The 23,794-nt window shown below is 71.1% G+C and carries 20 protein-coding genes; 5 read left to right on the top strand and 15 right to left on the bottom strand.

The annotated features are described in order from the left end of the window. Nucleotides 1-366: 366 nt before the first annotated feature. Nucleotides 367-645, top strand: coding sequence for a GlsB/YeaQ/YmgE family stress response membrane protein (locus tag ACFCXS_RS34110; protein WP_344456246.1), 279 nt, complete (start codon nt 367-369; stop codon nt 643-645). Nucleotides 646-721: 76 nt separating this feature from the next. Here the strand turns inward: ACFCXS_RS34110 and ACFCXS_RS34105 are convergent, their stop codons facing one another. From ACFCXS_RS34105 to ACFCXS_RS34060, 10 genes are all read right to left on the bottom strand, one after another. Further along, nucleotides 722-1,345, bottom strand: coding sequence for a hypothetical protein (locus tag ACFCXS_RS34105; RefSeq protein WP_376647240.1), 624 nt, complete (start codon nt 1,343-1,345; stop codon nt 722-724). Continuing rightward, nucleotides 1,327-2,148: an endo alpha-1,4 polygalactosaminidase gene (locus tag ACFCXS_RS34100; protein WP_376647239.1), complete on the bottom strand. Its 822-nt coding sequence runs from the start codon at nt 2,146-2,148 to the stop codon at nt 1,327-1,329. The genes ACFCXS_RS34105 and ACFCXS_RS34100 overlap by 19 nt, the downstream gene beginning before the upstream one ends. Further along, entirely contained in the window at nt 2,145-2,807 is a 663-nt protein-coding gene (locus ACFCXS_RS34095) for a spherulation-specific family 4 protein (protein ID WP_376647238.1), read from the bottom strand. The genes ACFCXS_RS34100 and ACFCXS_RS34095 overlap by 4 nt, the downstream gene beginning before the upstream one ends. After that, nucleotides 2,804-3,706, bottom strand: coding sequence for an NAD-dependent epimerase/dehydratase family protein (locus ACFCXS_RS34090; RefSeq protein ID WP_376647237.1), 903 nt, complete (start codon nt 3,704-3,706; stop codon nt 2,804-2,806). The genes ACFCXS_RS34095 and ACFCXS_RS34090 overlap by 4 nt, the downstream gene beginning before the upstream one ends. Before the next feature lie 7 nt (nt 3,707-3,713). Then, nucleotides 3,714-4,427 (bottom strand): NDP-sugar synthase, encoded by a 714-nt coding sequence (locus ACFCXS_RS34085; RefSeq protein ID WP_376647236.1) that lies wholly within the window; start codon nt 4,425-4,427, stop codon nt 3,714-3,716. A 78-nt stretch (nt 4,428-4,505) separates the two neighbouring features. Further along, the gene (locus ACFCXS_RS34080) at nt 4,506-5,507 is read right to left on the bottom strand and encodes a GDP-mannose 4,6-dehydratase (RefSeq protein WP_376647235.1); all 1,002 of its coding nucleotides are present in this window, start codon (nt 5,505-5,507) and stop codon (nt 4,506-4,508) included. A gap of 48 nt (nt 5,508-5,555) precedes the next feature. Further along, the gene (locus ACFCXS_RS34075; RefSeq protein ID WP_376647234.1) at nt 5,556-6,974 is read right to left on the bottom strand and encodes a hypothetical protein; all 1,419 of its coding nucleotides are present in this window, start codon (nt 6,972-6,974) and stop codon (nt 5,556-5,558) included. Further along, entirely contained in the window at nt 6,971-8,491 is a 1,521-nt protein-coding gene (gene pelF, locus ACFCXS_RS34070; RefSeq protein WP_376647233.1) for a GT4 family glycosyltransferase PelF, read from the bottom strand. Before pelF ends, ACFCXS_RS34075 begins: the two co-directional genes overlap by 4 nt. 98 nt (nt 8,492-8,589) lie before the next feature. Then, on the bottom strand, nt 8,590-10,719 hold the full coding sequence (locus ACFCXS_RS34065; protein WP_376647232.1) for a hypothetical protein: 2,130 nt from the start codon (nt 10,717-10,719) through the stop codon (nt 8,590-8,592). A gap of 398 nt (nt 10,720-11,117) precedes the next feature. Further along, a complete protein-coding gene (locus tag ACFCXS_RS34060) occupies nt 11,118-11,642 on the bottom strand; it encodes a hypothetical protein (protein WP_376647231.1) in 525 nt (174 codons plus the stop codon). A 639-nt stretch (nt 11,643-12,281) separates the two neighbouring features. On the opposite strand from ACFCXS_RS34060, the gene msrA reads away from it, so the two are divergent. The 3 genes from msrA to rph all read left to right on the top strand — a co-directional run bounded on the left by msrA (nt 12,282) and on the right by rph (nt 16,372). After that, nucleotides 12,282-12,791 carry a peptide-methionine (S)-S-oxide reductase MsrA gene (gene msrA / locus ACFCXS_RS34055; RefSeq protein ID WP_376647230.1) on the top strand — a complete coding sequence of 170 codons (510 nt, stop codon included), beginning with the start codon at nt 12,282-12,284 and terminating at the stop codon, nt 12,789-12,791. A gap of 211 nt (nt 12,792-13,002) precedes the next feature. Continuing rightward, nucleotides 13,003-13,194: a hypothetical protein gene (locus tag ACFCXS_RS34050; RefSeq protein WP_376647229.1), complete on the top strand. Its 192-nt coding sequence runs from the start codon at nt 13,003-13,005 to the stop codon at nt 13,192-13,194. Between the two features lie 565 nt (nt 13,195-13,759). Next, nucleotides 13,760-16,372: a rifamycin-inactivating phosphotransferase gene (rph, locus tag ACFCXS_RS34045; protein WP_376647228.1), complete on the top strand. Its 2,613-nt coding sequence runs from the start codon at nt 13,760-13,762 to the stop codon at nt 16,370-16,372. 91 nt (nt 16,373-16,463) lie between these two features. On the opposite strand, the gene ACFCXS_RS34040 is transcribed toward rph, so the two are convergent. Further along, complete coding sequence (locus ACFCXS_RS34040; protein WP_376647227.1) at nt 16,464-17,447, bottom strand: GlxA family transcriptional regulator; 984 nt, start codon at nt 17,445-17,447, stop codon at nt 16,464-16,466. A gap of 71 nt (nt 17,448-17,518) precedes the next feature. On the opposite strand from ACFCXS_RS34040, the gene ACFCXS_RS34035 reads away from it, so the two are divergent. Beyond that, entirely contained in the window at nt 17,519-18,829 is a 1,311-nt protein-coding gene (locus ACFCXS_RS34035) for an MFS transporter (RefSeq protein ID WP_376647226.1), read from the top strand. Between the two features lie 24 nt (nt 18,830-18,853). On the opposite strand, the gene ACFCXS_RS34030 is transcribed toward ACFCXS_RS34035, so the two are convergent. The 4 genes from ACFCXS_RS34030 to ACFCXS_RS34015 form a co-directional block, all read right to left on the bottom strand. After that, nucleotides 18,854-19,504 carry an FMN-dependent NADH-azoreductase gene (locus ACFCXS_RS34030; RefSeq protein WP_376647225.1) on the bottom strand — a complete coding sequence of 217 codons (651 nt, stop codon included), beginning with the start codon at nt 19,502-19,504 and terminating at the stop codon, nt 18,854-18,856. Nucleotides 19,505-19,764: 260 nt separating this feature from the next. Then, on the bottom strand, nt 19,765-20,376 hold the full coding sequence (locus ACFCXS_RS34025) for a TetR/AcrR family transcriptional regulator (RefSeq protein WP_376647224.1): 612 nt from the start codon (nt 20,374-20,376) through the stop codon (nt 19,765-19,767). A 48-nt stretch (nt 20,377-20,424) separates the two neighbouring features. Then, nucleotides 20,425-22,503 carry a 2-oxo acid dehydrogenase subunit E2 gene (locus ACFCXS_RS34020; protein WP_376647223.1) on the bottom strand — a complete coding sequence of 693 codons (2,079 nt, stop codon included), beginning with the start codon at nt 22,501-22,503 and terminating at the stop codon, nt 20,425-20,427. Between the two features lies 1 nt (nt 22,504). Then, a complete protein-coding gene (locus ACFCXS_RS34015; RefSeq protein WP_376647222.1) occupies nt 22,505-23,644 on the bottom strand; it encodes a thiamine pyrophosphate-dependent enzyme in 1,140 nt (379 codons plus the stop codon). Nucleotides 23,645-23,794 lie beyond the last annotated feature (150 nt).

Genomic DNA, 23,794 nt, shown 5'->3' with positions numbered 1-23,794 from the left:
GAAGAGTGGTCGCAAAAAGAGCGTTGCTGGAATAGTGAATGCAACGTAGCGTTTCCGATATTGGAAACACGGGTCGCATGAACCCCGCCGCGGCCATGGAACAGCGGATCCGGAAGCTGTCACGGCGGACGGGATGGTTCATGCCCTGCCGTGCCCGCGGGTCTCGCCCCGCGTATGACTCCCGATCAGCAGGCGGACAGCAACCGGTGACGGCCCTGGACCGTACCCGCTCTCGCTGAGGCGCCCCGTCAACCCCGTTCGAATCAAGGCCCGTAGAGCCGATATCAGAAGGAGACGTTTGGCCGGGCGGAATCGGCGTACCCGATGACTTAACAGAATCCTTATACGAGGAAGCGGAGACGCACCATGGGCATCATTGCTTGGATCATCATCGGGCTCCTCGCCGGCGCCATCGCCAAGGCCCTGATGCCGGGCAAGGACCCCGGTGGCATCATCGTCACGATGCTCATCGGTATCGTCGGCGGTCTGCTCGGCGGCTGGCTCGGCAAGGTCATCTTCGGAGTGGACTCGATCGACGGGTTCTTCGAACTCTCCACGTGGATCGCCGCGATCGTCGGCTCCCTCATCCTGCTCGCCCTTTACCGCGTCGTCACCGGCAACCGGCACTCGCATCGGCACGCCTGACCCCGTAGAAGGCGAACGCCTCTGAACACATTCCGACGGCTCCTCCCTTTCGCCGGGAGGAGCCGTCAGGCTTTGCTCAGTCGTTGGCCGCCCCGTAATGCAGGCCTTCCTCCCGAGGAAGCAGGTATCCGATCGAGCGCTCCTTCGGCAGTGCGCCCGCCAGCGTTGCCGCATCGGTGCATCCGGAGACCTCCCAGCCGATCACGCCGAGACTGAAGGGCACCCGGTCGAAGACCGCCGTCCCGATGGCCGCGAGCCAGTCGTCCATGACGGCAGACCTGAAGAACGGCCGGCCGTCCCAGTGGGCGATCCCTGCGTTGTCCAGTGCGCCGTCAGGGATGTAGAAGTCCAGCCAGTCGCCGCTGTCGTCACCTCCGCGGATCGCCACGCAACCGCACACGGCCAGTTGGCCGGTGGGCAGGCGCACCTGACCGTGAAGGTGGCCGTACTCCGTGAGGGAGGCGACCGTGCACGGCACCGGCTCCTGTTCCTCCGGCTCACGGTCGGTGAACGCGAACGAGCCCCGCACATCCGCTTCCGACCGCACAGCGCTCAAGAGCGCCTGCATGTCGGCGTCGGCGGTCGACCCGACCTCGATGGCCAGTTCGTAGTACCCGCCGGACCAGTTCGACCGGTCACGGAATGCAGCAGGATTGGACATGCTCTGATCATGCACCACGGTCAGCAGGAGCTCCGCCACACGCCGAGTTCCGGTTTCTTCCGCATCGACGACAACCCTAGTCGGCGCGACTCGGCACAGAAAGCGCTCCGTGGCTCCGCGTACTCCACATGGAACACCGCCTTGCCCGCCGCGATGAACGGGGTGAGTTCGCCGCACTCGTCGTACTGGGCGCACTCCTCGTTGACCGCGAAGTCGAAATCGCCCACGAGCTGGGGAATTTGGGGGAGATCGTTCTTCAGTCCCACCGACAGCCCGCGCTCATGCGCGAGGGACGCGACCATCCTGTTGTACCTGAGCTGGTCGCGTGCGGTCAGCGGAAAACCGGTGTCGTTTCCGTAACCCTCCACCAGATCGGGTTCCACCGCGTCGAAGCCCTTGTCGCGGCACATGTCGAAGCGGCGTTCCATGATCGGCCGCAGAACGGTCAGCTTCCGGATGTCCAGCCACCGCTCACCCGACCACCCGTTGGGCTCGCCGAGCACCGAGCGAGGGAAAGCGTCCCGGTCCGGCCGGAAGTCCTCCCACGCGCCGACGTTGACGTAACAGATGACCTTCCTTCCCGCGCGGTGCAGCCGTGCCACGTCCGCCGCGGAGTTCTCGAAGCCGTCGATGTCGTAGACGGGCACGTCGGCCGAAGCGTCGACCTTGCCGTCGAGCTGCCACTGCCAGGCGAGACCCGGACGGGGCTTCCACACGGCCCGAGCGGGTGACGCCGTTCCGTGCCCGTCGGCGGGCCGCTCGGAGCTGCCGGAACAACCCGTCAGCGCCGCGGCCGTCACAGCGGTCAGCGCAGCCGCGCACCACACCGCCGGCCTGCTCATCGCCCCGCCCCGGTGAGCGCGGGCGTCAACCGGCCCCAGGGGTTGGGTGGTTCTCCCGTCACCGGCCCGCAGACCGCCGCTCCGCGCTCGTGCGCGGTGCGTACGGCGAGAGGCACGAGGGCCTCGGGCACACCGTAGACGAGGTGGCACAGCCGCTCCGGCGAGTGCCGTGCGGCCCAGGCCGGCCGGCTGAAGGCCGAGACGTACGTCGACCAGTGGCCCTCGAAGGTGACGGTCAGGTCGGCGAGGCGGGCGTAACCCGGCTCCGGATGGACCCCGGGGTTGAGGACGACCGTCCCCGCACCCAGTCTGCGCACCCTCCGCACCAGCCTGCGGCAGGCCGGCAGTCCGTCCGCGGTCGCCGTCACCCGGTCCAGGAAACAGCCGTCCGCCCCGTACCACTCCCGGTGCCGGCGCACGTCCTCGGCGACGGCCGAGGGATCGCGCACCCCGTAGTCGGTGTCGACATAGCCGAGCAGCCGAGCCCCCGCGGCCCGCAGCGCACCGGCCGCCGCGGTGAACGCCGGGTCGGGCACCTCGCCCGGCCCGCTCGCCGGGTTGAGAACGACACCGTAGGTGTGGGTCGCCGCGGTGATCAGCCGGTGCCAGGCACCGGGGTCCTCGGCCGGATGGACGTACAGCGGGATCAGCAGGCTCACGGTGTGCGGCCGCCTTCCCACAGGGCGGTCAGCGCGTCGTCCAGGGAGTGCGCCGGACGCCAGCCGAGGGCCTGCTCCGCGGCGGTGATGTCGGAACACTGCCACGACACCTGCGCGGAACGGGCCGAGCCCGCCCCACTCGCCGTGCCCTCCTCGATACGGCCCCGGAAACCGGCGAGCGCGGCCAGACGGCGTACCAGGTCGCGCACCGGGACGGCCCCGCCGCCGCCGATGTTGAGGACGGGCGGCAACGGGCCCGGCGCCGTGGCCGCGAGGACCGCCGCCCGCGCCACATCGCGTACGTCGACGAAGTCCCGATGGGCGGACAGGTCGCCGAGCCGCAGCACCGCCTCCGGACCCGCACCGGCCTCCCGCAGCAGCGCGGCGATCCGGCCGGGCAGCCCCGTGGGCGGGGCCCCCGGGCCCACCGGATTGCCCACCCGCAGCACCACCGAGTCCAGGCCCGAGGAGGTCACCGCGACCGTGCCCGCGAGCTTCGTCGCACCGTAGGGACCGACCGGGCGGCTCGGCGCCGACTCCGTCACCGGGACGCCGGGCGTGCCCGGGCCGTACTCGGCGGCCGAGCCCAGGTGCACCAGGCGCGCCGCGGGAGCCGCCTCGTGCAGAGCGGCGCACAGCACCGCGGGACCGCGGGTGTTGACCTCGGCGAGGGTGACGGCGTCACCCCCGGTCGCGCCCGCGCAGTTGACGACGGTGTCGGGCGCGGCCGACGCGAGGGTCTTCGCCAGCCGCTCCGGACGGACACGGGCCAGATCGACGTCGAGGTCGGCGGCAGGCGACCGGCCGGCGCCGACGACCAGCGCGCCCGGCAGGGCGCGCAGCCGCTCGACGACATGAGAGCCGAGATAGCCGGTGAAGCCCAGGACGAGAATGCGCATGACGTGCTCAGGCTCCCTTGAGCAGAAGCGACTTGCGGGTGGTGAACTCGGCGTTGGCCCGGTCGTAGTCGTCCGGGCGTCCGATGTCCAGCCAGTATCCGTCGAACTCGTAGGCGTGCGGCTGGTTGTCGGTCTTCAGCAGGTCGAGCACCAGCTCGTCGAAACCGAGGGGGAGTCCGGCCGTGTAGCCGTCCAGGGTGCTGCGGGACAGACCGTAGACGCCCATGGAGACGCGGTAGTCCATGCTCGGCTTCTCCGTGAACGCGACGACCTTGCTGGAGTCGGTGGTCAGCACCCCGAAGTCGATGTGCACCTTGCGGGCGTACGTGGCGATGGTCAGCGGGGCCCCGGAGGTGCGGTGCCGGCGCAGGACGTCGGCGTAGTCGAGGTCGGTGAGGACGTCGCCGTTCATCACCAGGAAGGTCTCGGGCAACCGGTGGCGCAGGTTGAGCAGCGGACCCATGGTGCCCAGAGGGCTGTCCTCGGTGGCGTAGTCGACGGTCAGGCCCCACTGGGAGCCGTCGCCGACGTAGGCGCGGATGATCTCACCCAGATGGCCGATGGCGATGGTGCAGCTGGTGAAGCCGGCCGTGGACAGCTGGCGCAGCACGATCTCCAGGATGGCGTGCTGGTCGCCGATGGGCACGAGCGGCTTGGGCAGCGCGGTGGTGTACGGCCGCAGCCGGACGCCCTTGCCTCCCGCCAGGATCACTGCGTGCATGGGGCTCCTCCTTCGTGAACGCTACGTGGACGTGCGCGGACGTGCGCGGACGTGACGGACGAGATGCGCTGTGCGGTGTCAGATGTTGTAGATGCCGGTCTTGTACCGGGCGAGGTTGGCCGGGTCGCGGAAGAACTCCACCGTGGCCGCCAGGCCCTCCTCCAGGGTGTGCGCGGGCTGCCAGCCGGTTGCCGCGGCGAGCCGGCCGGCGTCCGCGACCAGCCGCATCACCTCGGAGTTGGCGGGGCGGATGCGGGCGGTGTCCTCGCGGACGTCGAGGGCGGTGTTCATCACCTTGCCGATCAGCGCGACCAGGTCGCCCACCGAGATCTCCCCGCCGGTCCCGGCGTTGAAGGTACGGCCCACGACCCGCTCGGCGGGGGCGGTACCGACGGCGAGGAAGGCCTGCGCGGTGTCCTTGACGAAGGTGAAGTCACGGGTGGGGCGCAGGTCGCCGAGGGTGATCGTGCGTTCCCCCGCCGCGACCTGCCCGATGACGGTGGGGATGACCGCCCGCATCGACTGGCGCGGCCCGAAGGTGTTGAAGGGCCGCAGAGTGACGACCGGGGTGTCGAAACTGGCGTGGTAGCTGTCGGCCAGCCGGTCTCCGCCCGCCTTCGAAGCGGCGTACGGGGACTGGGTGTTGATGGGGTGGTCCTCGGTGATGGGCACCGTCTGCGCGGTGCCGTACGTCTCGCTGGTGGAGGTGTGCACCAGCCGGGGCGTGCCGAGGGCGCGCACGGCTTCCAGCACGTTGAGGGTGCCGGTGACGTTGGTGTCCACGTAGCTGTGCGGGGCCTGGTACGAGTACGGGATCGCGATCAGGGCGGCCAGGTGGTAGGCGGTGTCGACGCCCTCGATGAGACCCCGGACGGAACCGGGGTCCCGGACGTCGCCGAGGACGATCTCCACCTGGTCCAGGACGTCCGGGTGCAGGGTCTCCAGCCAGCCGTAGGAGGAGAAGGAGTTGTACTGGGCCATGGCCCTGACCCGGTGGCCGGAGGCGACCAGCGCCTCGGTGAGGTGCGAGCCGATGAAGCCCTCGGCTCCGGTGACGGCGGCGAGCGGTGCGGAGGTCAACTGGGTTGTCCCTTCGATGAGATGAACGGAGCGGGGGAGGAGCGGGGTTCAGGCGTGCGGTGCGGGCCGGCCGAGCAGCCACAGCGCGCACACCGCCAGACACAGGGCGGCGGCGCCGCAGCCGAGCGGCAGGGCCAGGGCGGCGCCCGGTGGCAGATGGAACAGGACGACCGCACCCGCTCCGCCGGCTGCCGTCAGGCAGATCCCGGCCGACGACCAGGCCGCCCCGAACGCCTGGAGCAGCAGCGCGGTCCACAGGACGGCGGCGAGCAGCAGCAGGGCGACCGGGTCGGCGCCGGTGAGCAGGGCCGCCGGCAGCAGCGGCGCGACATAGCCGAGCAGGCAGAGGCCGAGGATGCCGGCCGAACGCAGCAGGAACCCGGCGGGTGTGGCGGTGGCGCGCAGCGCGGCGACCGAAAGACCGCGGTAGCGGTACAGCAGCCACTCCGCCGGACCCATGCTCAGCGTCAGCACGATCACCGCGTACGGCTCCTCACGGCCTTCCAGCAGCACGAGCACCCCGGAGGCCAGTCCGAACAGCCCGTACGGCAGTGACCACAGCAGACGCGGCCGGGTCGAGCCGGCGCTCGCCGGGACGGCGAGGGCGCCCCGCAGGACCCGGCCGGTGACGGCGAGGGTGGCGACGAGCGCCAGCAGGGGCAGCCCGGCCCGCACCACGGGGCCGGGCTCCCACCACGGCAGGACGGCCGCACCCGCGAGCAGCGGGCTGAGCGCCGCCAGCAGCAGCCGTTCCCGGCCCAGCACCAGCAGGACACCGGCGGCCGCCAGATACGCGGACTGCGCGGCCGCCACCAGGGTCACCGCTCCGCCGCCCGCGGGCAGCGCGGCGGCCGCCGTGGCCACCGCCGCTCCCACGGGTGCGCCGGCCAGGAGGGTACGCCCCGCCTCCCGGCGCCCGGCCGCCAACCGCAGGTGCGCGCGGTGCCCGAGCGCCTGTCCCCACGCCCACGAGAGGAGTCCGGCCACGATCAGGGCGGGGGCGTACCCGCCGGCGTCCCACAAGGGTGCGGTCAGCAGGTAGGCGAGCCCGGGCAGGGCGAACAGCACGCCCCGCAGCAGGCAGCGCACCGTGTCGGGGCGCCAGGGGTCGGCCGCCGCGGCGGGTTCGGGGAAGGTGCGCGGCACCTGCTCGTACAGGGCCGATGCGAGCGAGAACAGGTTCGGGTGACCGTAGCGCTCGTTGATCACGGAGGCGGACAGTCCCTCCGCCTCCAGCAGCGCGGCCACCTCGTAGGGGTGAACGGCGGGCCCCACGCGGTCGGCGAGCTCCGCGGCGAGCTCACTGACCGCCTGCACGTCGGGCCCGCTGCGGGGGAGCCGGATGGCGAGCGTGGCGTCGTCCAGGGCCCACCGCGGCCGGCGGCGCGGCGGGCGGGTGCCGGCCAGCCGGATGGCCAGCGTGTCCTGTTCGGAGCCCCCGGGTTCCAGGGATATCGGCCCGCTCACAGGGCGAGGCTTCCCGTGCCGTGGACGGCCGGGGCGGAGATCTGGACCGTGGTGGTCATGGCCGGCGACTCCTTTTCGGGGTGGGCCAGTTCCAGATAGACGGACCGAAACGTGTCAATGGTCTGCCGGAGGGTGAACTGCTCGATGACCCTTAGCCGGGCCGCCTCGCCCATGGCGCTGCGCCGCGCGGCGTCGCCCAGCAGCTGGAGTGCCGCGTCCGCCATCGCCCGCGGATCGCGCGGAGGCACCACGAGCCCGGTGTCCCCGACGGCTTCGCGTACCCCGCCGACGTCGGTGGAGACGGTCGCCCGGCCGCAGGACATGGCCTCGATCAGGGTGAAGGGGAAGCCTTCGCTGATGCTGGAGAGCATCACGACGTTCCCGGCGGCGTAGGCGTCCTTGATGTCGTCGACGCGGCCTTCGAAGGTGACGGCGTCGGCGTGTCCGAGTTCGGCGGCCAGGGCTTCGCACCGTTCCCGGTAGGCCTCTCCGCCCCGGGGCGTCCCACCGAACAACCGCAGCCGTGCGTGCGGGAGCTGGGCCCGGACCAGGGCGAAGGCCCGGATGAGGGTCTCCAGGTCCTTGATGGGGTCGACGCGGCCCGCCCAGCTGAGGGTGGGGGTGTCCGGTTCGGGCCCTGCGGCCGGGAACGCGGCGGGGTCGACGCCGTTGTAGACGGTGCGGATCGACTCCGGGTCGGCGCCCCCCTCCTCCTCCCACAGCCGGTTGTAGCGGTTGCCGGGCGTGATCAGGGCGGCCCGGCGGTAGCTCTCCCGGGCGAGCAGCCGGAAGAACCCGAGAATCACGGCCTTCACCGGCCAGCGGTAGGGCGCGGTGCGGTAGCCGAGGTAGCGCTCCCGCAGGTAGACCCCGTGCTCGGTCAACAGCAGTGGCACACCGTGGCGTTCGAGTGCGGCGAGGCCGGGCAGGACGGCGACCCCGCCGCTGACCGCGTGCGCGACCCCGGTCTCGGGGACCGGGGCGGCCAGTGGGCGCAGGGCGTGCTCCAGCAGGGCGGTCGCGGTGAGCGCGTCGTGCAGGGTCGGCTGCGCCTCGCGCACGGCGAGACCGGGACGGGTCCACAGCGCGGTGAGGATCGCGATCGCGCGGTCTCCGCGCAGGAAGGGGCTCAGCGTCCCGTCCGACGCGGCCCGTGCCAGCGAGTGGAGGGCGGGTGCGAACCCGTCCTCGGCGCGCGGATCGAGCAGCGCGGTCAGGAACCGCTCGTAGGCGGCGGTGAGTCGGTTGCGGGACCTGCCCCGCGGCGGGCGTCCCTCGGGAGGGGCGCCCCACATGGGGACGGACAGCACGCCTGTGACGTGCGCGGGCAGGTCCCATACGACCGGCTCATGTCCGGTCCCGGTGACGGCGATGACGTCGAAGGCGAGGTCGGGCATGCCCTGGACGAGCTGGTCGCACCAGACGCTGACGCCTCCGTGACTGTGCGGGTAGGTGCCTTCGGTGAGCAGGGTGACGCGCGTTGCTCCGGCAGGTCGCGCGCCCTGGGGAACGGGCATCGATGTGCTCCACGGCCGAGGAGTGGGGTGGTTCGGGCCGGTCCTGGCCGCGTGCGGAGCGGCCGGGACCGTCGGTCGGACTGGGGTGGATGCGCCGTTCAGCCGTCTGCGGTGTGTCCCACGGGGTCGGTGACGCCCGCGGGGACACGGGTTCGTGGTGCGGTGCCGGTGGCCGGGGCGGGCTCGGCCGCGCCGCCGGTGGCCGAAGCCGTCGCGGAGGCCGGCAGGGTGAGGGCCAGCGGCGTGCCCGGGGCGGGTGTCCATCCGGACACGGCCCCGGCGTACGCCTCGCCGAACGGGGCCCCGGCGAGCGTGCTGCCGGTGGGCAGGGTCGCGGCGACCGCCAGCCCGCTCGGCGCGTCGACGGTCACTGTGCTGCCGATCCGGTAGGCGGTGATCTCTTCGGCCCGGAGTGCGGCCTGCCAGTCGGCCCGGCGCCGGAGTTCGACGCCGATGTCCTTCATCCGCGGGTTCACCACGGGCGTGTTCTCGGCGAACAGTGCCTGGTAGCCGTCCAGGACGCCGTTGAGCACGGGGTAGGCGATGCGGTCCTCGGCCAGGTTCGACTGGTGGATGAAGTGCGGCTTGGGGTCGTTGGCCAGGACGTGTCCGAGGGCGATCCGGGTCTCCAGCGGGACGATGTGGCCGGCGTAGCCGGTGGCGGGGTCGAGCGGCGCCGGCAGGCAGGTGGTGGTGGCGGGGTTGTCCTCGCAGATGCCGCTGCCGCCCTGCGCGCGGCTGGTGTAGATCCAGTTGTACTCGTCGACCTGCTCGGCCGCCCGGCCGGCGTTGTAGAAGACGTTCATGGGGTAGCGGGGCACGGTCGTGGCCGGGCCGACCCGGCGCTGGGCGGGCTCACGGGAGTTGTCGGAGCCGAGCCAGGCGATGTGGTTGTCGTCGAGGGCGAGCGCCAGGTTGGGATTGTCCTGGGGCTGCTGCGGCAGCACCTTCATGCCCGAGTGCTCACCGGTGACCAACTCGTCGTTCACCAGGGGCAGTCCGGCTCTTTCGCCCCAGACACGGTTGGTGGCGATCTCGTCGGAGATGTCGTTGCGGCTCATCCAGCGGGTGCTGCCGTCGGCGTTGGTCGCGCACTTCCACGGCACGACGCTGGTGTCCTGCACACAGCCGAGGAAGGGGTGCGAGTAGGTGTGGTTGATCCAGCGGAACTCGCCCCGCCGCGCGATCAGCCGGTCGGCGAGCGGGTCGGCACCGTTGTTGTCCTCGCGCTGGTCGGCGCTGCCGGCGCCGTTGTAGGCGAAGTCCAGGGTGAACTTCTTGTCGTTCTGCCAGCCGATGGCGTGGTCGACGTCGGCGGGCGTCATCCGGATCGGGTCGGGTGTCGCGCCGGGGTCCTCACAGTCGACGTCGCCGGGGGTGCAGTTGAGCTGGCTGTTCCAGCGGTCGTCGGCGGCGAACACGTCGTCCACGTGGACGGAGAAGTAGTTCCGTGAGGCGCCCAGGTGCACCCCGCCGGTCATCCACTCCACGATGCCGCGGGCCAGCAGCCGGAACTGCTGCTGGTACTGGTTGTAGACGAAGGTGACGACCAGCTCGCGTCGCCCGTCGTGCCGGTACTCGCCCACCAGCGTGCCCTTGGCCGGCTGTCCGGGGATCGTCGCCTGGACGTACGGGGTGAAGTCGGCCCCCGCCACGGGCTTGGACAGGTAGGCGTAACTCTCGCCGATGGCCGGGTCGTTGTCCTCGAAGGGCACCGCCCCGTCGAGGTAGCCGAAGGGGCCGGACTGCCCGGCGGCGGTCACCTCCGCCCGCTTGCCGTCCATACTGCCGGAGTAGCCCCCGTGGACCGGGTACTGCAGACCGGCTTCGGGGCGCGCGTAGGTGTAGGCGTCGACCTGGGGAACGTCGTACTTCTGCTCGTACGCCGCGAGGGCCGCCATCTCGGCGGATCCGGCCGGGAACGGGTTGTCGTTGGGCAGCACCACGGCCTGGAACTTGGCGCGCGGCCTGCCGTCGACGGTGTCCGCGAGGAAGGCGGCGTCTATCACGGCCCGTCCGGCCTGCGTGAGGTCGATGTGGGTGTACGGCGTTCCGGCAGCGGCCAGTTCGGCGGCTATCGCGTCGGTCGACGGGCCGCCGTCGCTCACCACCAGCACCCGCAGGTCGATGCGGGGCGTGGTGTCGGCGTGCGCCGCGCCGGCCGGCAGGCCCAGTGCGGCGATGAGCGCACTCACCGTGAGCACGGTGGTGCGAAAGGTCCGCTTCATGCGGTGAGGTCCCCTCCCCGGGCAGGGGTGAGCACGGCTCCTGCGGAGCGGACACCCCCTTGCGTGCCGCCGGCGTCCCCCTCAGAAGCCAGTTCGTCACGCATCCGTTCGCGTCACATAGTGATGTCTGTGTGGAGATTTCGCGGTCATGTTGCGGAACATGACGGAAAAGCGCAGGTGCCGAACGGGGTGGTTCCGAAAGCGAAACGAGCCGTTCCGTGCTGTCGGGTGGGGCCGGGGCCGGTGGGCGCGAGGGCCCGGCGCGCTGGTCCGGGCCCTGTGCGGCGCACCGGCGGGCCAGTGGGACCCGCCGGTCGGAGTGCCAGTGGTACAGACCGGCGCCGGTACCCGGGCAGCGAAACGTTCAGGTCACGGCCGCCGGCCCCCGGACGGAGCCGTCAGGAGCAGAGCACTCGGGTCACGGGCGTGTAGGCCGGCCCGCCGCTGACGTTCGTGGAGTCGCTGAACTCGGCGTAGAAGTACGAGTAGAAGCCGATGTTGCCGTTGCAGCCCGAGTCGGGGGCGACGTCCAGGGTCAGCGTGACCGTGCGGCTCTGACCGGGCGGGATGGTGGCGCCGTAGTTGCCGCCGAGGTTGGCCGGGCCGGTGCCGGAGCACGGGGCTGCGCCGCTCGTGGTGGTCAGGCTGCACCCGGAGAAGCTGTACTTGAGGTCGGGGCGCTGCGTGGTCAGCCACGTCGGCTCGATCGTCTGGTACACGAACCAGACGTCGTAGGTGTTGTTGTTGGTGAGGGTCATCGACAGCTTGACCGAGCCGCCGGGCGTGGTGGTGGCGCTGTCGGTGGTGAAGGTCAGCTCCGCTGGAGCTGGTGCCGCACTCGCGCTGGGGGCCAGGCCGAACACGGCGAGGGCGAGGGCGAGGACGGCGCCGAGGCCGAAACGTCTCATCAGGGGTGATCGCATGGCCTGGGAGGCTAGGCAGGGGCCGGGCGCACCGTCTGCCCCCTCGGGGAGGCGCGGTCGGCCATGCGGCCGGAAGTGTTCATGGTGTGAGCAAGCCGTGTGGAAAGCATGAAGGCGTGAGGGGTCTTGCGTCGCCCCAGGCAGTCGGTGCCTGCCGGGGCGGCTGAGCGGGGCGGAGGGGGTGGGGCGCTTCCCCGGCGAGAGAAGATGACATTGGCGCATATTGGATCCACCGGACCGCTCTGCCTCCCGGGATCGCCCCGAGATTCTCGGCCACCCGCCGGTTTCCGGCCTGCGTCAGGTGGATCCCGTCAGGGCGCTCCGAGGCCGCGCGGCAACGTGCCGAGCATGACGTCCGCGGCCTGTGCGGGCCCGGATCCGGCATCTGCCCGGACGTGAGGTGCATGAGCTGGGGCAGCAGTGCGCTGGCCCACCCTCGGGGGAGGCCGGGATGGAGAAGTCCCTGGTCGGAGGCGAGCCTCGCTCATGTGTCACTTGATACTCGTACTGTCATACAGGTGAGGCAACTCATGCCTGTGGGGTGCGGGACGGGCCGGCCGTGACAGTGCGGCTCGTCACCTGTCAAGATGGTGACTGTATGTGAGTGTGGACGAATACGGGCAAGAAAGGTGATGCGCCATGAGTGATGTCGAGGAGAGGGCACTGCTGGCGGGTGGCTGCTTCTGGGGTATGCAGGAGCTGATCCGGTCACTCCCCGGTGTGATCCGCACCCGGGTCGGCTACAGCGGCGACAACGACAAGCCTCACGCCACCTACCGTGACCACGGCAGGCACGCGGAGTCGATCGAGATCGTGTTCGACCCGACCGCTACCGGCTACCGGGCGATCCTGGAGTTCTTCTTTCAGATTCACGACCCGACCACCCGGAACCGGCAGGGCAACGACATCGGTGAGAGCTACCGGTCCGCCATCTTCTACCTCGACGACGAGCAGCAGCGCGTCGCGCTGGACACCATCGCCGACGTCGAGGCGTCCGGCCTGTGGCCGGGACCCGTGGTGACCGAGGTCGTGCCGGCCGGTGCGTTCTGGGAGGCCGAGCCGGAGCACCAGGACTACCTCCAGCGCTACCCGGAGGGCTACACCTGCCACTTCCCGCGCCCGAACTGGCGGCTGCCCAGGCGCGGTTGATCCTGCATGTCGGCGTGGCCGGGAAGGGGGCGCCCTTCCCGGCCACGCGTCGTTCATGGCGCACCTGTGGGGCGGCACGTCATCGGAATCGCGCGTTGATGTGACAGGTGACGGTGGCGGGCAGCGTGCGTCACCGCCTTGACCAGTGACGCCCGGGCGGGCATGCTGTTGTTCGCCCAAGGCAACAGTGTGATTCCGAGGGGGGACCGTCATGGACAGGGAACCGGCGAAGGACAGAGCCGCAGCGACACGCCAGGCCCGGTACGGCAAGCTTCCCGAGCGCATCCGCTTCGCCGACATGGCCGAAGAGGTGCAGGCCACTCCGCGCACTGGGGTGAACGCCCTCGGCCTCGAGGGCTCGTGGAAGTACTACTCGTGCCTCGCGCTCGACCTGGGCCTGTAGGTCCGGGCCGACTCCGACGCGCGCTGCCTGCGGTTGTCGGGGGAGGCGCCGTTCCTCAGGGCCCGGCGCACGGACCGTCGCCCGGGCGGCTCAGTGCCTCCCGCCCGGTCAGCCGGTGCCGTGGCGGGCCGGTGCGTCACCTGAGCACTGCGGTCGCCTCCCGGACGTGACACCTCTGCACGGCAGGAAGCGTCACCGCTTGAGGGGGTGCCCCCGGGCAGAGTGCGATCGCCCCCGGTTCGGCCCCGACGTCCGCGCCTCACCCGTGATCCGGGGGTGCGATGAACGGGCCAGGTCGACGGCCGTTCCTCGGCGCGTCCGGTGGCCGTCAGCGGCAACGCCGGAAACGGACACGGTTCCAGCAGGGCCCGAAAAGCACGAAGGCAAGGAGATCTCTCCTTGCCTCTCCTAAGTTATAGCGCACCGGGGGGCTTGCGGCAAGGCCCCGGTGCTGTCGCAGAATCGTCGACCGAAGTCACTACCTGCGGAAACGGGGACACGAGGTGCGTGTGTCGGAGATCGGGACGGGCTCGACCATGGATGCGGCGGAGCGGGAGGTATCGCGATGACCGAGCGGTACGTGCTGGATCTCGGTGACGTCGACGAGACGCACCTCGCGGTCGTCGGCGGCAAGGGTGCCCACCTGGGCGCGCTCGCGCGGATCGAGGGCATCAGTGTGCCGGGCGGCTTCTGCGTGACGACGGACGCTTTCCGGCGAATCCTGGCGCAGGCGCCGTCGATCGAGGATCTGCTGGATCGGCTGTCACGCTCGGCACCGGAAGACCGGGAGGCGATCCGCGCGCTCAGCGAGCAGATCCGCCGGACCGTCGAAGAGACCACCGTCCCGGACGACCTAGCGGCGGAGATCACGCGGGCCGTCGCCCGGCTGGGCGGGCAGGTCGCCTGCGCCGTCAGATCCAGCGCGACGGCGGAGGACCTGCCGACGGCCTCCTTCGCCGGCCAGCAGGACACGTACCTCAACGTCGTGGGGCCGGCGGAGGTCCTCCGGCATGTCAGCCGGTGCTGGGCCTCGCTCTTCACCGAGCGTGCCGTGACCTACCGTCAGCACAACGACATCGACCACCGCTCGGTCGACATGGCCGTGGTCGTGCAGCGGATGGTCTTCCCGCATGCGTCCGGCATCCTGTTCACGGCCGACCCCGTCACGGGCAACCGTAAGGTCGCCACCGTCGACGCGGGCTTCGGCCTCGGTGAAGCCCTGGTCTCCGGCCTGGTGAACCCGGACGTCTACAAGGTGCGCCAGGGCGAGGTCGTCGAGAGGGCGGTCGCCGCCAAACAGCGTGCCGTGCACGCCCTGCCGGACGGCGGCACGCAGCAGGTGGCGGTCGACCCGCAGCGGCAGCAGGAGCCGGCGCTCACGGATGCGCAGGTCGTGCGGCTCGTTCAGCTCGGGCGGCGGATCGAGGAGCATTTCGGCCGCCCCCAGGACGTCGAATGGTGCCTCGTCGACGACGGCTTCCAGATGGTTCAGAGCCGGCCGATCACCACGCTCTTCCCCGTCCCCGAGACCGACGATCAGGACAACCACGTCTACGTCTCCGTCGGCCATCAGCAGATGATGACCGACCCCATGAAGCCCCTGGGGCTCTCCCTGTGGAAGCTGACGGCCATGGCCTCGTTCTCCGACGCCGGCGGCAGGCTGTTCGTCGACGCCACCCGGGCCCTGTCCTCGCCCGCGAGCCGCGCCGGCCTCCTGGACCTCATAGGGAGGGGCGATCCCCTGACCAGGGACGCGCTGGAAACCGTCCTGGAGCGCGACGACTTCGTCCCCTCGCTCCCGGACCCGGACCCGAAAGCGGCTCCCCACGGCCCGCGGGCAGGTGGCGGCGCACCCACCCCGCTCGAGACCGACCCGGCCGTCGTCACCGGGCTGATCGAGCGCAACCGGGAGTCGGTCGCCGCCCTGCGGCGCGACATCGGCGCGAAGACCGGGCCCGCTCTGTTCGACCACCTCCTGGAGGCCTTCGAGGAGCACAAGCGAGTGCTCACCGATCCGCTGAGCATGCAGGCGATCATGGCGGGCATGGAGGCCACCTGGTGGCTCAACGACAAGCTGCAGGAATGGCTGGGAGAGAAGAACGCGGCTGACACCCTGACGCTGTCCGCCCCCGACAACATCACGTCCGAGATGGGACTCGCGCTGCTCGACGTCGCGGACGCGATCCGCCCCCACCCGCAGGTGGTTCGGTTCCTGCGGAACGCCGGCGACGACGGCTTCCTGGACGAGCTGCCGAAGCTCGCGGGCGGCACCGAGGCGCGCGACGCCATCGAGGACTACCTCGACCGGTACGGCATGCGCTGTGCCGGAGAGATCGACATCACGAGGCCCCGTTGGCGAGAGCGCCCCAGCACGCTCGTGCCGGCGATCCTCGACAACGTCAGGAACTTCCGGCCGGGCGCCGCCCGACGGCGCTTCGAGCAGGGCCGGCAGGAGGCGTGGAAGAAGGAACAGGACGTACTGTCACGCCTGCGGGCCCTGCCCGACGGGGAGAGCAAAGCCGACGAGACCAAGCGGATGATCGACCGGGTCCGCACCTTCATCGGGTACCGCGAATACCCCAAGTACGGCATCGTCAGCCGCTACTTCGTCTACAAGCAAGCCCTGCTGGGAGAAGCCGACCGTCTCGTGCAGGCCGAGGTCCTCGCCGACAGGGAGGACATCTTCTACCTCACGTTCCAGGAACTCCACGACGTCGTCCGCTCGAAGCAGGTCGACGACCAGCTCATCCAGCAGCGCAAGGAGGAGTTCCGGACGTACCACGCTCTGACACCGCCCCGGGTCCTCACCTCCGAGGGCGAGACCGTCAACGGGGCGTACCGGCGCGACGACGTGCCGCCCGGTGCTCTGATCGGCCTGCCGGTCTCCGGAGGGACCATCGAGGGGCGGGCACGTGTCGTCCTCGACATGGCGCAAGCCGATCTCGAGGCGGGCGACATCCTGGTCACGGCCTTCACGGACCCCAGCTGGTCGCCCCTGTTCGTCGGGATCGCGGGCCTGGTGACGGAGGTGGGTGGCCTGATGACCCATGGCGCGGTGATCGCCCGCGAGTACGGTTTGCCGGCTGTCGTGGGCGTGGACCAGGCCACCAGGCTGATCCGTGACGGGCAGCGGATCCGGGTACACGGAAGCGACGGATACGTCGAGGTCCTGTCCTGACGAGCCGCAGCCCCCGATTAAGGTCGGCGATGTCCTGGTGCAGCCGCGGTCCCGGACGGATTCCCTTCGCCCGAACAGGCGTGACGCGCCCTCACCTCCCTCCACGGAAGGTGTTGCGGTACGCGCGCGGTGACACGCCCAGAGTCTCGCGGAAGTGCTGGCGCATCGCGGTGCCCGTGCCGAAGCCGGCCTCGGCCGCGATGCGGTCCACCGGCTCGTCCGTACGCTCCAGCAGCCTCCGGGCGTACTGCAGACGCTGCTGGCCGAGCCACTGCATGGGAGGGACCCCGGTCTCCTGACGGAACCTGCGCGACAGCGTGCGTACGCTCGTCGCCGCCCGTCCCGCCAGATCCTCCAGGGCGAGGGGCTCACCGAGGTGCTCCAGGGCCCAGGCGCGGACCGCGGCGATGGAGCTGTCGTCGGGTTCCGGTACGGGACGGTCGATGTACTGGGCCTGGCCGCCCTCGCGGTGGGGAGGGACCACGGTGCCGCGGGCGACGGTGTTGGCGATGTCGGCGCCGTGGTCGCTGCGGATCATGTGCAGGCAGAGATCGATTCCCGCGGCGACCCCCGCGGAGGTCAGGACTCCGCGGTCGTCGGTGTACAGCACATCGGGGTCCACCTCGATCTCCGGGTACAGCGCGGCGAGTTCCGGGCAGGACTTCCAGTGCGTCGTCGCCCGGCGGCCCGCGAGACGGCCGGCCGCCGCCAGCACGAACGACCCGGTGCAGATGGAAGCCAGACGCGCTGTTCCCGGCACTTCCTCAAGGGCGGCCCGTACCGGCGGACTCAGTCGGCCCCTGCGCTGGGGACGGTAGTCCTCGACGGCGGCGGGCACGATGACGGTGTCCGCCCGGCGCAGTGCCTGCGGCCCCAGCGGCACGTTGACGGTGAAGTCGGCCTCCGTCGATATCTCACCCGGCTCCGCCGCGCAGGTCACCACCGAATAGAGCGGCCGGCCGGTGGCATCCACCGCGGTGCCGAACAGCCGGTGAACGATCCCGAGTTCCATGGGCAGCAACCCGGCACGAACCAGGACGGCGACCGTGTGTACCCCTTCATCACTGACCTTCATGACCAGATTCTTTCACTACGTGTCCAAACGGCCAGTGGTTTCGGTCGTCCCTCGCCTTTGACGATGAAGACATGCATGAGACAACCGGCCATCAGACCAAGGATTCCGGGCGCCGTGCCTGGTGGGTAGCCGCCGTCGCCGGGACGGCCATCATCGTCGCCGGCGCCTTCTCCACCATGCCGGGCCTTCTGCAGGGCCCCCTGCGGCAGGAGTTCCACTGGTCCCGTGGGTCCATCGGCCTGGCCGCCTCGGTCAACATGGTTCTGTACGGACTCACGGCTCCCTACGCCGCCGCCCTGATGGACCGGTTCGGCGTCCGCCGCGTCGTCGTCGCCGCGCTCGGGACGGCGGCCGCGGGAGCAATGTTCACCACCGCCATGAACGCCGCCTGGCAGTTCACCCTCTTCTGGGGCCTTCTCGTCGGCCTGGGCACCGGGTCGCTGTCGATGACCCTCGGCACCACCGTCACCCATCGCTGGTTCACCGCCCGCCGCGGCCTGGTGACCGGCATCCTCTCGTCCGGCAGCGTCCTCGGCCAGATGGTCTTCCTGCCTGCCCTGTCATGGACCGTCGACCGCTACGACTGGCGACCGGCCCTCGTCACCCTCGCCCTCGCGGCCGTGGCGATCGGCCCGCTGGTCCACCTCGTCCTGCGCGACCATCCCGCCGACCTGGGGCGGCATCCCTACGGCAGTGACACCTTCGTCCCGCGGCCCGAGCCTGTCCCGGGCGCCGCCCGCCGCACCCTGACGGTCCTGAGCCGCGCCGCCCGGACCGCCCCTTTCTGGCTGCTCGCGGGCGCGTTCGCCGTCTGCGGCGCATCCACCAACGGCATCATGTGGACCCACTTCACCCCTGCCGCACACGACCACGGCATGCCTGCCACCACAGCCTCGACCCTGCTGGCATTCATCGGCGTCTTCAACGTGGTCGGCACGATCGCCTCCGGATGGCTCACCGACCGGGCGGACCCCCGTCGGCTCCTCGCCGTCTACTTCCTCCTGCGGGGTCTGCTCATGGTCAGCCTTCCGCTGACGATGACGGCCACGGTCAGCGCGCCCATGCTGGTCTTCGTGGTGGCCTTCGGCCTGCTCGACCTGGCGACCGTGCCACCGGTCATCGCCCTGTGCCGGACCTTCTACGGAAGGGACAGCGCCATCGTCTTCGGCTGGGCCGGCGCGGCACACCAGGTCGGCGCCGCGTCGGCGTCCCTCCTCGGGGGCGCCGCCCGCGACACGTTCGGCAGTTACGACCCCGTCTGGCTGGCCCTGGGCGCGGCCTGCGCGGCCGCGGCCCTGCTTCCCCTGGTCATCCGTCACCACCCCACGACCTGTGCCGACGCCGGCCACAGGGCATACGCCGCCACGGCCACGCGGCTGTGACGACGACAGCGAGTGCTCCCCCTGCTATGCGGCCGGACCCACGGCCAGTTCCCGGGCGCGGGATTCGGCTGCCGCGAGGGAAGCGCTGCGGGACGTCTCGAAGAGGGGGACGAGATCGGCCATGGCCGGGACCGTCGGGGCCAGGGTCAGCTCGGGGACGATGAAGGTGACGTTCAGACCGAGGCCGGTGCCGAGGGCCTGCTGCAGATAGCTCTGCACGTAGTCATTGCCGTGCTGCGGGGTTCCCTCCTGGTAGGAGCCACCGCGACTGGTCACGACGACCGCCGGCTTGCCCGCGAGTGAGGGCCGTTCGGTCATCGAGGTGCGGCCCACGGCGAACACGTGGTCGATCCAGGCCTTGAGCGTGGAAGGGATCGAGTAGTTGTACATCGGTGCGCTCAGCAGGAGCGCGTCCGCCGCCTCGGCTTCCTCGATCAGTTCCGCGCGCAGCGCGAACGCGGCCCGTTCTTCCGGCGACCGGTCGCCGGGGGCGGTGTAGCCGGCGTAGTAGGCGTCGGCCCGCAGATGGGGGACCGGTTCGGCGTCGAGATCGCGGTAGATCACCGAGCCCTGCGGGTTCTCGTCCTCCCACACGCGCCGGAAGGCGGCGGTCACCGCGCGGGAGTGGGAGTTGTCGCCGTTGAGGGAGGTGTCGATGTGAAGCAACGTGGCCATCAGTGTCTCCTGCGGACTTTCGGGCTGCCCTTGCGCGGCACGCCCGGTGGGATGCAGACAGCCTGCTTCCTCAAGTGCAGTTGAGGTCCAGCAAGTGTGATCCACGTCATCATCGGACACGGTCCGTGCCGTCGGCTCACGGTTCGCTGACGCGTGCGGGGGCGGGCTGCTCGGTGCTCGCAGTCCCCCGGCAGCGGGTCCGCGGCCGGTCGCGCCGAACCCGGCGGCCAGGACCGCCAGGGTCGCACCCAGGCGTGTTCTCACTCGGCGCCGCCCGAGACCGCCCCGTGCAGGAACACCTCCACCAGCTCCTGCGGGGTCAGGTCCGGCTCGTCCTCGGTACGCGGCTGGGTGAAGAGCAGACCGAAGAAGAGAGCGGCGATCTGCTCCGGTGGGCGGCGCAGGGCGGCCCTGTCGGGCTCCAGGAGGTCCACGAGGGCCGCGCGGATGCGGGTCGTCGACTCGGTGCGGCCCGCGCCGCGCACCGCACCGGGGTGCTTGCCGCCGCCGTGCCCGAGTGAACCCATGACCGCACCCATCCTCGCCGTGTGCGCCTGCAGCGCGTCGGCCGCCTCCGCGAGCCGCTCGGCCAGCGGCTGGGACACGTCGATCGCGTCGAGTTCGCGGACCGCGTGCTCGGGGGAGAGTGCCTCGGCGATGCAGGCCTGCAGCAACTCGTCCTTGTCGGCGAACACGCGGAAGATCGTTCCCTCGCCGATGCCCGCGGCTCGGGCGATCTTCGCGGTCGTCACCGCGGCGCCGTACTCGGCGATCAGCGGAATGGCGGTCTGGATGATCATTTCGCGGCGCCGCTCCGGGGACATGCTGGGGGCGCGGCGGCGGGTGGTCTGGTTCTCCTTGGCTGCTGTCATGACCACAAGGCTACGGAGTGAGTGCTCACTCCGTCAATGAGTGAGCACTCACTCCGGTTGGTTTCCCGGCAGATCGGCGGAGGTGAGGCCGTCGATCACACGCCGCAGGAAACCGGCCGCCGTGCCGCCGTCGCACACGCGGTGGTCGAAGGTCAGGGAGACGTTGACGACCTTGCGTACCTCGACACGGCCGTCCCGCACCCAGGGGCGGTCGGTGATGCGGCCCACCCCGATCATGGCGGCCTGGGGGTGGTTCAGGATCGGCGTGGCGCCGTCGACCGCGAAGCCGCCGTAGTTGTTCAGGGTGAAGGTGCCGCCGGTGAGATGCTCGGAGGGGAGCGTTCCGCGGCGGGCGAGGCCTGTCAGCCGCCGCAGTTCGGCGGCGAGGTCGTCGAGGCCGAGACCGCCGGCGTTCCGGACGACCGGGACGACCAGGCCGTGGTCGGTCTGCGCGGCGAAGCCGAGATGCACCTGCGGCAGCCGGACCAGCTCCCCACGGTCGCTGTCCACACGGGAGTTGAGCGAAGGGAACGCGGCGAGCGCGTCCAGGCACGCCCGGGCGAGCAGCGGCATCAAGCCGGTTCCGAGGGTGGCGCGGGCGGCGAGCAGGTCGGCCTCGGTGTCCGCCCAGATGGTCACCGCAGGCGTGTCACGCTGCCCGCGCTCGAACTTCTGCGCCGCGGGGCCCAGCGGAGTACGAGAGGGGGAGGGGACGGCCCGGGCCGCGTCCCGGTCGTGGGCGGCATCGGTCATCGCGCACGTGGCCGCACCGGAGGGGCGGGGCGAGAGCCGCAGTCCGGCCCGGCCCGACGTGCCGTAGCCGGTCAGGACGGCACCGGAGGCCGCTGTCTCCTCTCCCACGGTGAGCAGCGGTGCCCCCACCTCGACGACCGCGCCGGCCCGGCAGTGCAGAGCGGTCACCGTGCCGGTGTACGGACTCGGCAGTGTCACCACGGACTTGGCCGTCTCCACCTCCGCGACGACCTGATCGTGTTCGACGGGGTCGCCCACGGCGACCTTCCACTCCAGCACCTCCGCCTCGGCCAGCCCCTCACCCAGGTCGGGCAGCAGCAACGTCCGGCTGCCGGCTTCACCCGTGGCGGCCACGGCGCCACCGGTCCGGCGCGCCGCGGCGGGGGCAGGTGCGGTGGCCGGCAGCAAGCGGTGCAGACCCTCCAGCACCCGGCGCACGTCCGGCAGATGGGCGTCCTCCAGCAGGGGCGGCGGATACGGGATGTCGTACCCCGTGACGCGCAGCACCGGCGCCCGCAGGGCGTCGAAGCACCGCTCCTGCACCCGCGCCGCGATCTCGGCGCCCACTCCGGCATAGCCCTGGGCCTCGTGCACGACCAGACACCGACCGGTCCGCCGCACCGAGGCGGCCAGCGCGTCGTCGTCGAGAGGGACGAGCGTGCGCAGATCCAGCACCTCCACGTCCCAGCCCTCCGCGGCGGCCAGCTGAGCCGCCTCCAGGGCCACGTCGACCGACGGTCCGTAGGCGACGAGCGTGGCGTCGCTGCCTTCCCGGCGCACGGCCGCCGTGCCGAACCGCCCCGTGCGAACGGGGAGTTCGAGTGGTTCCTTGGTCCAGTAGCGGCGCTTGGGCTCCAGGAAGATCACCGGGTCCGGGTCGTCGATGGCCTCGCGCAGCAGGGAGTACGCGTCCGCCGCCGTCGCCGGAGTCACGACCTTCAGGCCCGGCGTGTGCGCGTAGTACGCCTCGCTGGAATCGCTGTGGTGCTCCACACCGCCGATGCCCCCGCCATAAGGAATCCGGACGACAAGGGGGAGTGGCAGGGCGCCCCGCGTGCGGTTGCGCATCTTGGCCATGTGGGAGGCGATCTGCTCGAACGCCGGGTAGGCGAACGCGTCGAACTGCATCTCCACCACCGGCCGCCAGCCGGCCATCGCCATACCGACGGCGAGGCCCGCGATGCCCGCCTCGCTGACCGGCGTGTCGAAGCAGCGCCGGTCGCCGAAGGCGTCGCGCAGCCCGTCGGTGACCCGGAACACGCCGCCGAGCCGCCCCACGTCCTCACCGAAGACGACGACGCGTTCGTCCGTGCCCAGGGCGTCCCGCAGGGCGGCGTTGAGCGCCCTGGCCATCCCCATGTCGGCCGTGGTCATGTCAGCAGTCCTCCAACCGGGCTCGCAGCGAAGCCCTTTGACCGGCAAGGTGAGGAAGTGGTGCGGCGAAGACGTGGTCGAAGAGGGCGTGCGGGGCCAGCTCAGGCTCCTCGGCCAGCCGCGCGCGCACATCCGCGGCGTACGCCTCGGCCTCGGCGGCCGCCGCCTTCGCGTCGGCGTCGCTGAGCAGACCCCGTTCGCGCAGCCCGGATTCGAGCAAGGCGATGGGGTCGCGTTCCCGCCAGCGGCCGGCCTCCGCCGCCGTGCGGTACCGGGAGGGATCGTCGGCGCTGGTGTGCGGGCCCATCCGGTAGGTGTGCGCCTCGACGAGCCACGGCCCTCCGCCCGCCCGGGCGTCCTCGACGGCCGTGGTCAGCACGGCGAGTACGGCCGCGGCGTCGTTGCCGTCCACCTGCTCCGCGCGGACGCCGTAGCCGACTCCCTTGTACGCCAGGCTCAATGCCGCGCACTGCTCGGACCGCGGTACGGAGATGGCGTACCCGTTGTTCTGCACCAGGAAGACCACCGGAGCCTTCAGGACGCCCGCCAGGTTGAGCGCCTCGTGGAAGTCGCCCTCGCTGGTGGCACCGTCGCCCACCAGCGCGAGGGCGACCGTGTCCGCGCCCTTGAGCCGCTCGCCGTGGGCCAGTCCGGCGGCGTGGGCGGCGTGGGTGGCCAGCGGGGTGCACTGAGGTGCCGTGCGGTGCCGTACCGGGTCGTAGCCGCAGTGTGCGTCGCCGCGCAGCAGTGTCAGCACCTCGACGGGGTCGATCCCGCGGCTGACCAGCGCGACAGCGTCACGGTAGGTGGGGAACAGCCAGTCCGTGGCGCGCAGGGCCAGCGCCGCGCCCACCTGGCACGCCTCCTGGCCGAGGCTCGCGGGATGGACCGCGAGCCGGCCCTGCCGGGCGAGTGACGTCGCCTGCTCGTCGAAACGGCGCCCGAGGACCATCTTCCGGTACGCCGTCAGCAGTGACTCGGCCGGCGGCTCGGGATACGGGCGCCTCCGCGACTCCTGAGTCGCGTCGAATGTCTCCGCATTGCCATTCGTTGACCGAAAAGAAACCGGAACCTGGGAAGGAAGCCAGAGAGAAGGGTCCGCATGGTTTCCCACGGTCGTATGTGTCGGCGTATCGCCCATGTTTCCGCCGCCTTTTCATCGTCAGTCGTGCGCGCCTCGGATGCTCTCTGCAGTGAGCGCTTTCCCAACTGCCGGTCGGGAAAGAGAGGGTGAAGCAGAACTGAACAGTCCGAGGGGTGGGGGCGCTGCCCGCGCAGCACCGTGGCAAGC

It is taken from the genome of Streptomyces sp. NPDC056373 (assembly GCF_042262425.1).
In the GTDB taxonomy this organism is placed as follows: Bacteria; Actinomycetota; Actinomycetes; order Streptomycetales; family Streptomycetaceae; genus Streptomyces.
The sequence above is the reverse complement of the archived record's forward strand: the minus strand, read 5'-3'. Positions and strand labels throughout refer to the sequence as shown.

Excerpts from the sequence above, each read along its gene's own strand:
- ACFCXS_RS34065 (WP_376647232.1), bottom strand. The coding sequence starts at position 10,719 with ATGAAGCGGACCTTTCGCACCACCGTGCTCACGGTGAGTGCGCTCATC.
- ACFCXS_RS34050 (WP_376647229.1), top strand. The coding sequence starts at position 13,003 with ATGGACAGGGAACCGGCGAAGGACAGAGCCGCAGCGACACGCCAGGCC.
- ACFCXS_RS34025 (WP_376647224.1), bottom strand. The coding sequence starts at position 20,376 with ATGACAGCAGCCAAGGAGAACCAGACCACCCGCCGCCGCGCCCCCAGC.
- msrA (WP_376647230.1), top strand. The coding sequence starts at position 12,282 with ATGAGTGATGTCGAGGAGAGGGCACTGCTGGCGGGTGGCTGCTTCTGG.
- ACFCXS_RS34085 (WP_376647236.1), bottom strand. The coding sequence starts at position 4,427 with ATGCACGCAGTGATCCTGGCGGGAGGCAAGGGCGTCCGGCTGCGGCCG.
- ACFCXS_RS34110 (WP_344456246.1), top strand. The coding sequence starts at position 367 with ATGGGCATCATTGCTTGGATCATCATCGGGCTCCTCGCCGGCGCCATC.
- ACFCXS_RS34100 (WP_376647239.1), bottom strand. The coding sequence starts at position 2,148 with ATGAGCAGGCCGGCGGTGTGGTGCGCGGCTGCGCTGACCGCTGTGACG.
- pelF (WP_376647233.1), bottom strand. The coding sequence starts at position 8,491 with ATGCCCGTTCCCCAGGGCGCGCGACCTGCCGGAGCAACGCGCGTCACC.
- ACFCXS_RS34030 (WP_376647225.1), bottom strand. The coding sequence starts at position 19,504 with ATGGCCACGTTGCTTCACATCGACACCTCCCTCAACGGCGACAACTCC.
- rph (WP_376647228.1), top strand. The coding sequence starts at position 13,760 with ATGACCGAGCGGTACGTGCTGGATCTCGGTGACGTCGACGAGACGCAC.
- ACFCXS_RS34015 (WP_376647222.1), bottom strand. The coding sequence starts at position 23,644 with ATGGGCGATACGCCGACACATACGACCGTGGGAAACCATGCGGACCCT.
- ACFCXS_RS34040 (WP_376647227.1), bottom strand. The coding sequence starts at position 17,447 with ATGAAGGTCAGTGATGAAGGGGTACACACGGTCGCCGTCCTGGTTCGT.
- ACFCXS_RS34020 (WP_376647223.1), bottom strand. The coding sequence starts at position 22,503 with ATGACCACGGCCGACATGGGGATGGCCAGGGCGCTCAACGCCGCCCTG.
- ACFCXS_RS34060 (WP_376647231.1), bottom strand. The coding sequence starts at position 11,642 with ATGCGATCACCCCTGATGAGACGTTTCGGCCTCGGCGCCGTCCTCGCC.
- ACFCXS_RS34090 (WP_376647237.1), bottom strand. The coding sequence starts at position 3,706 with ATGCGCATTCTCGTCCTGGGCTTCACCGGCTATCTCGGCTCTCATGTC.
- ACFCXS_RS34035 (WP_376647226.1), top strand. The coding sequence starts at position 17,519 with ATGCATGAGACAACCGGCCATCAGACCAAGGATTCCGGGCGCCGTGCC.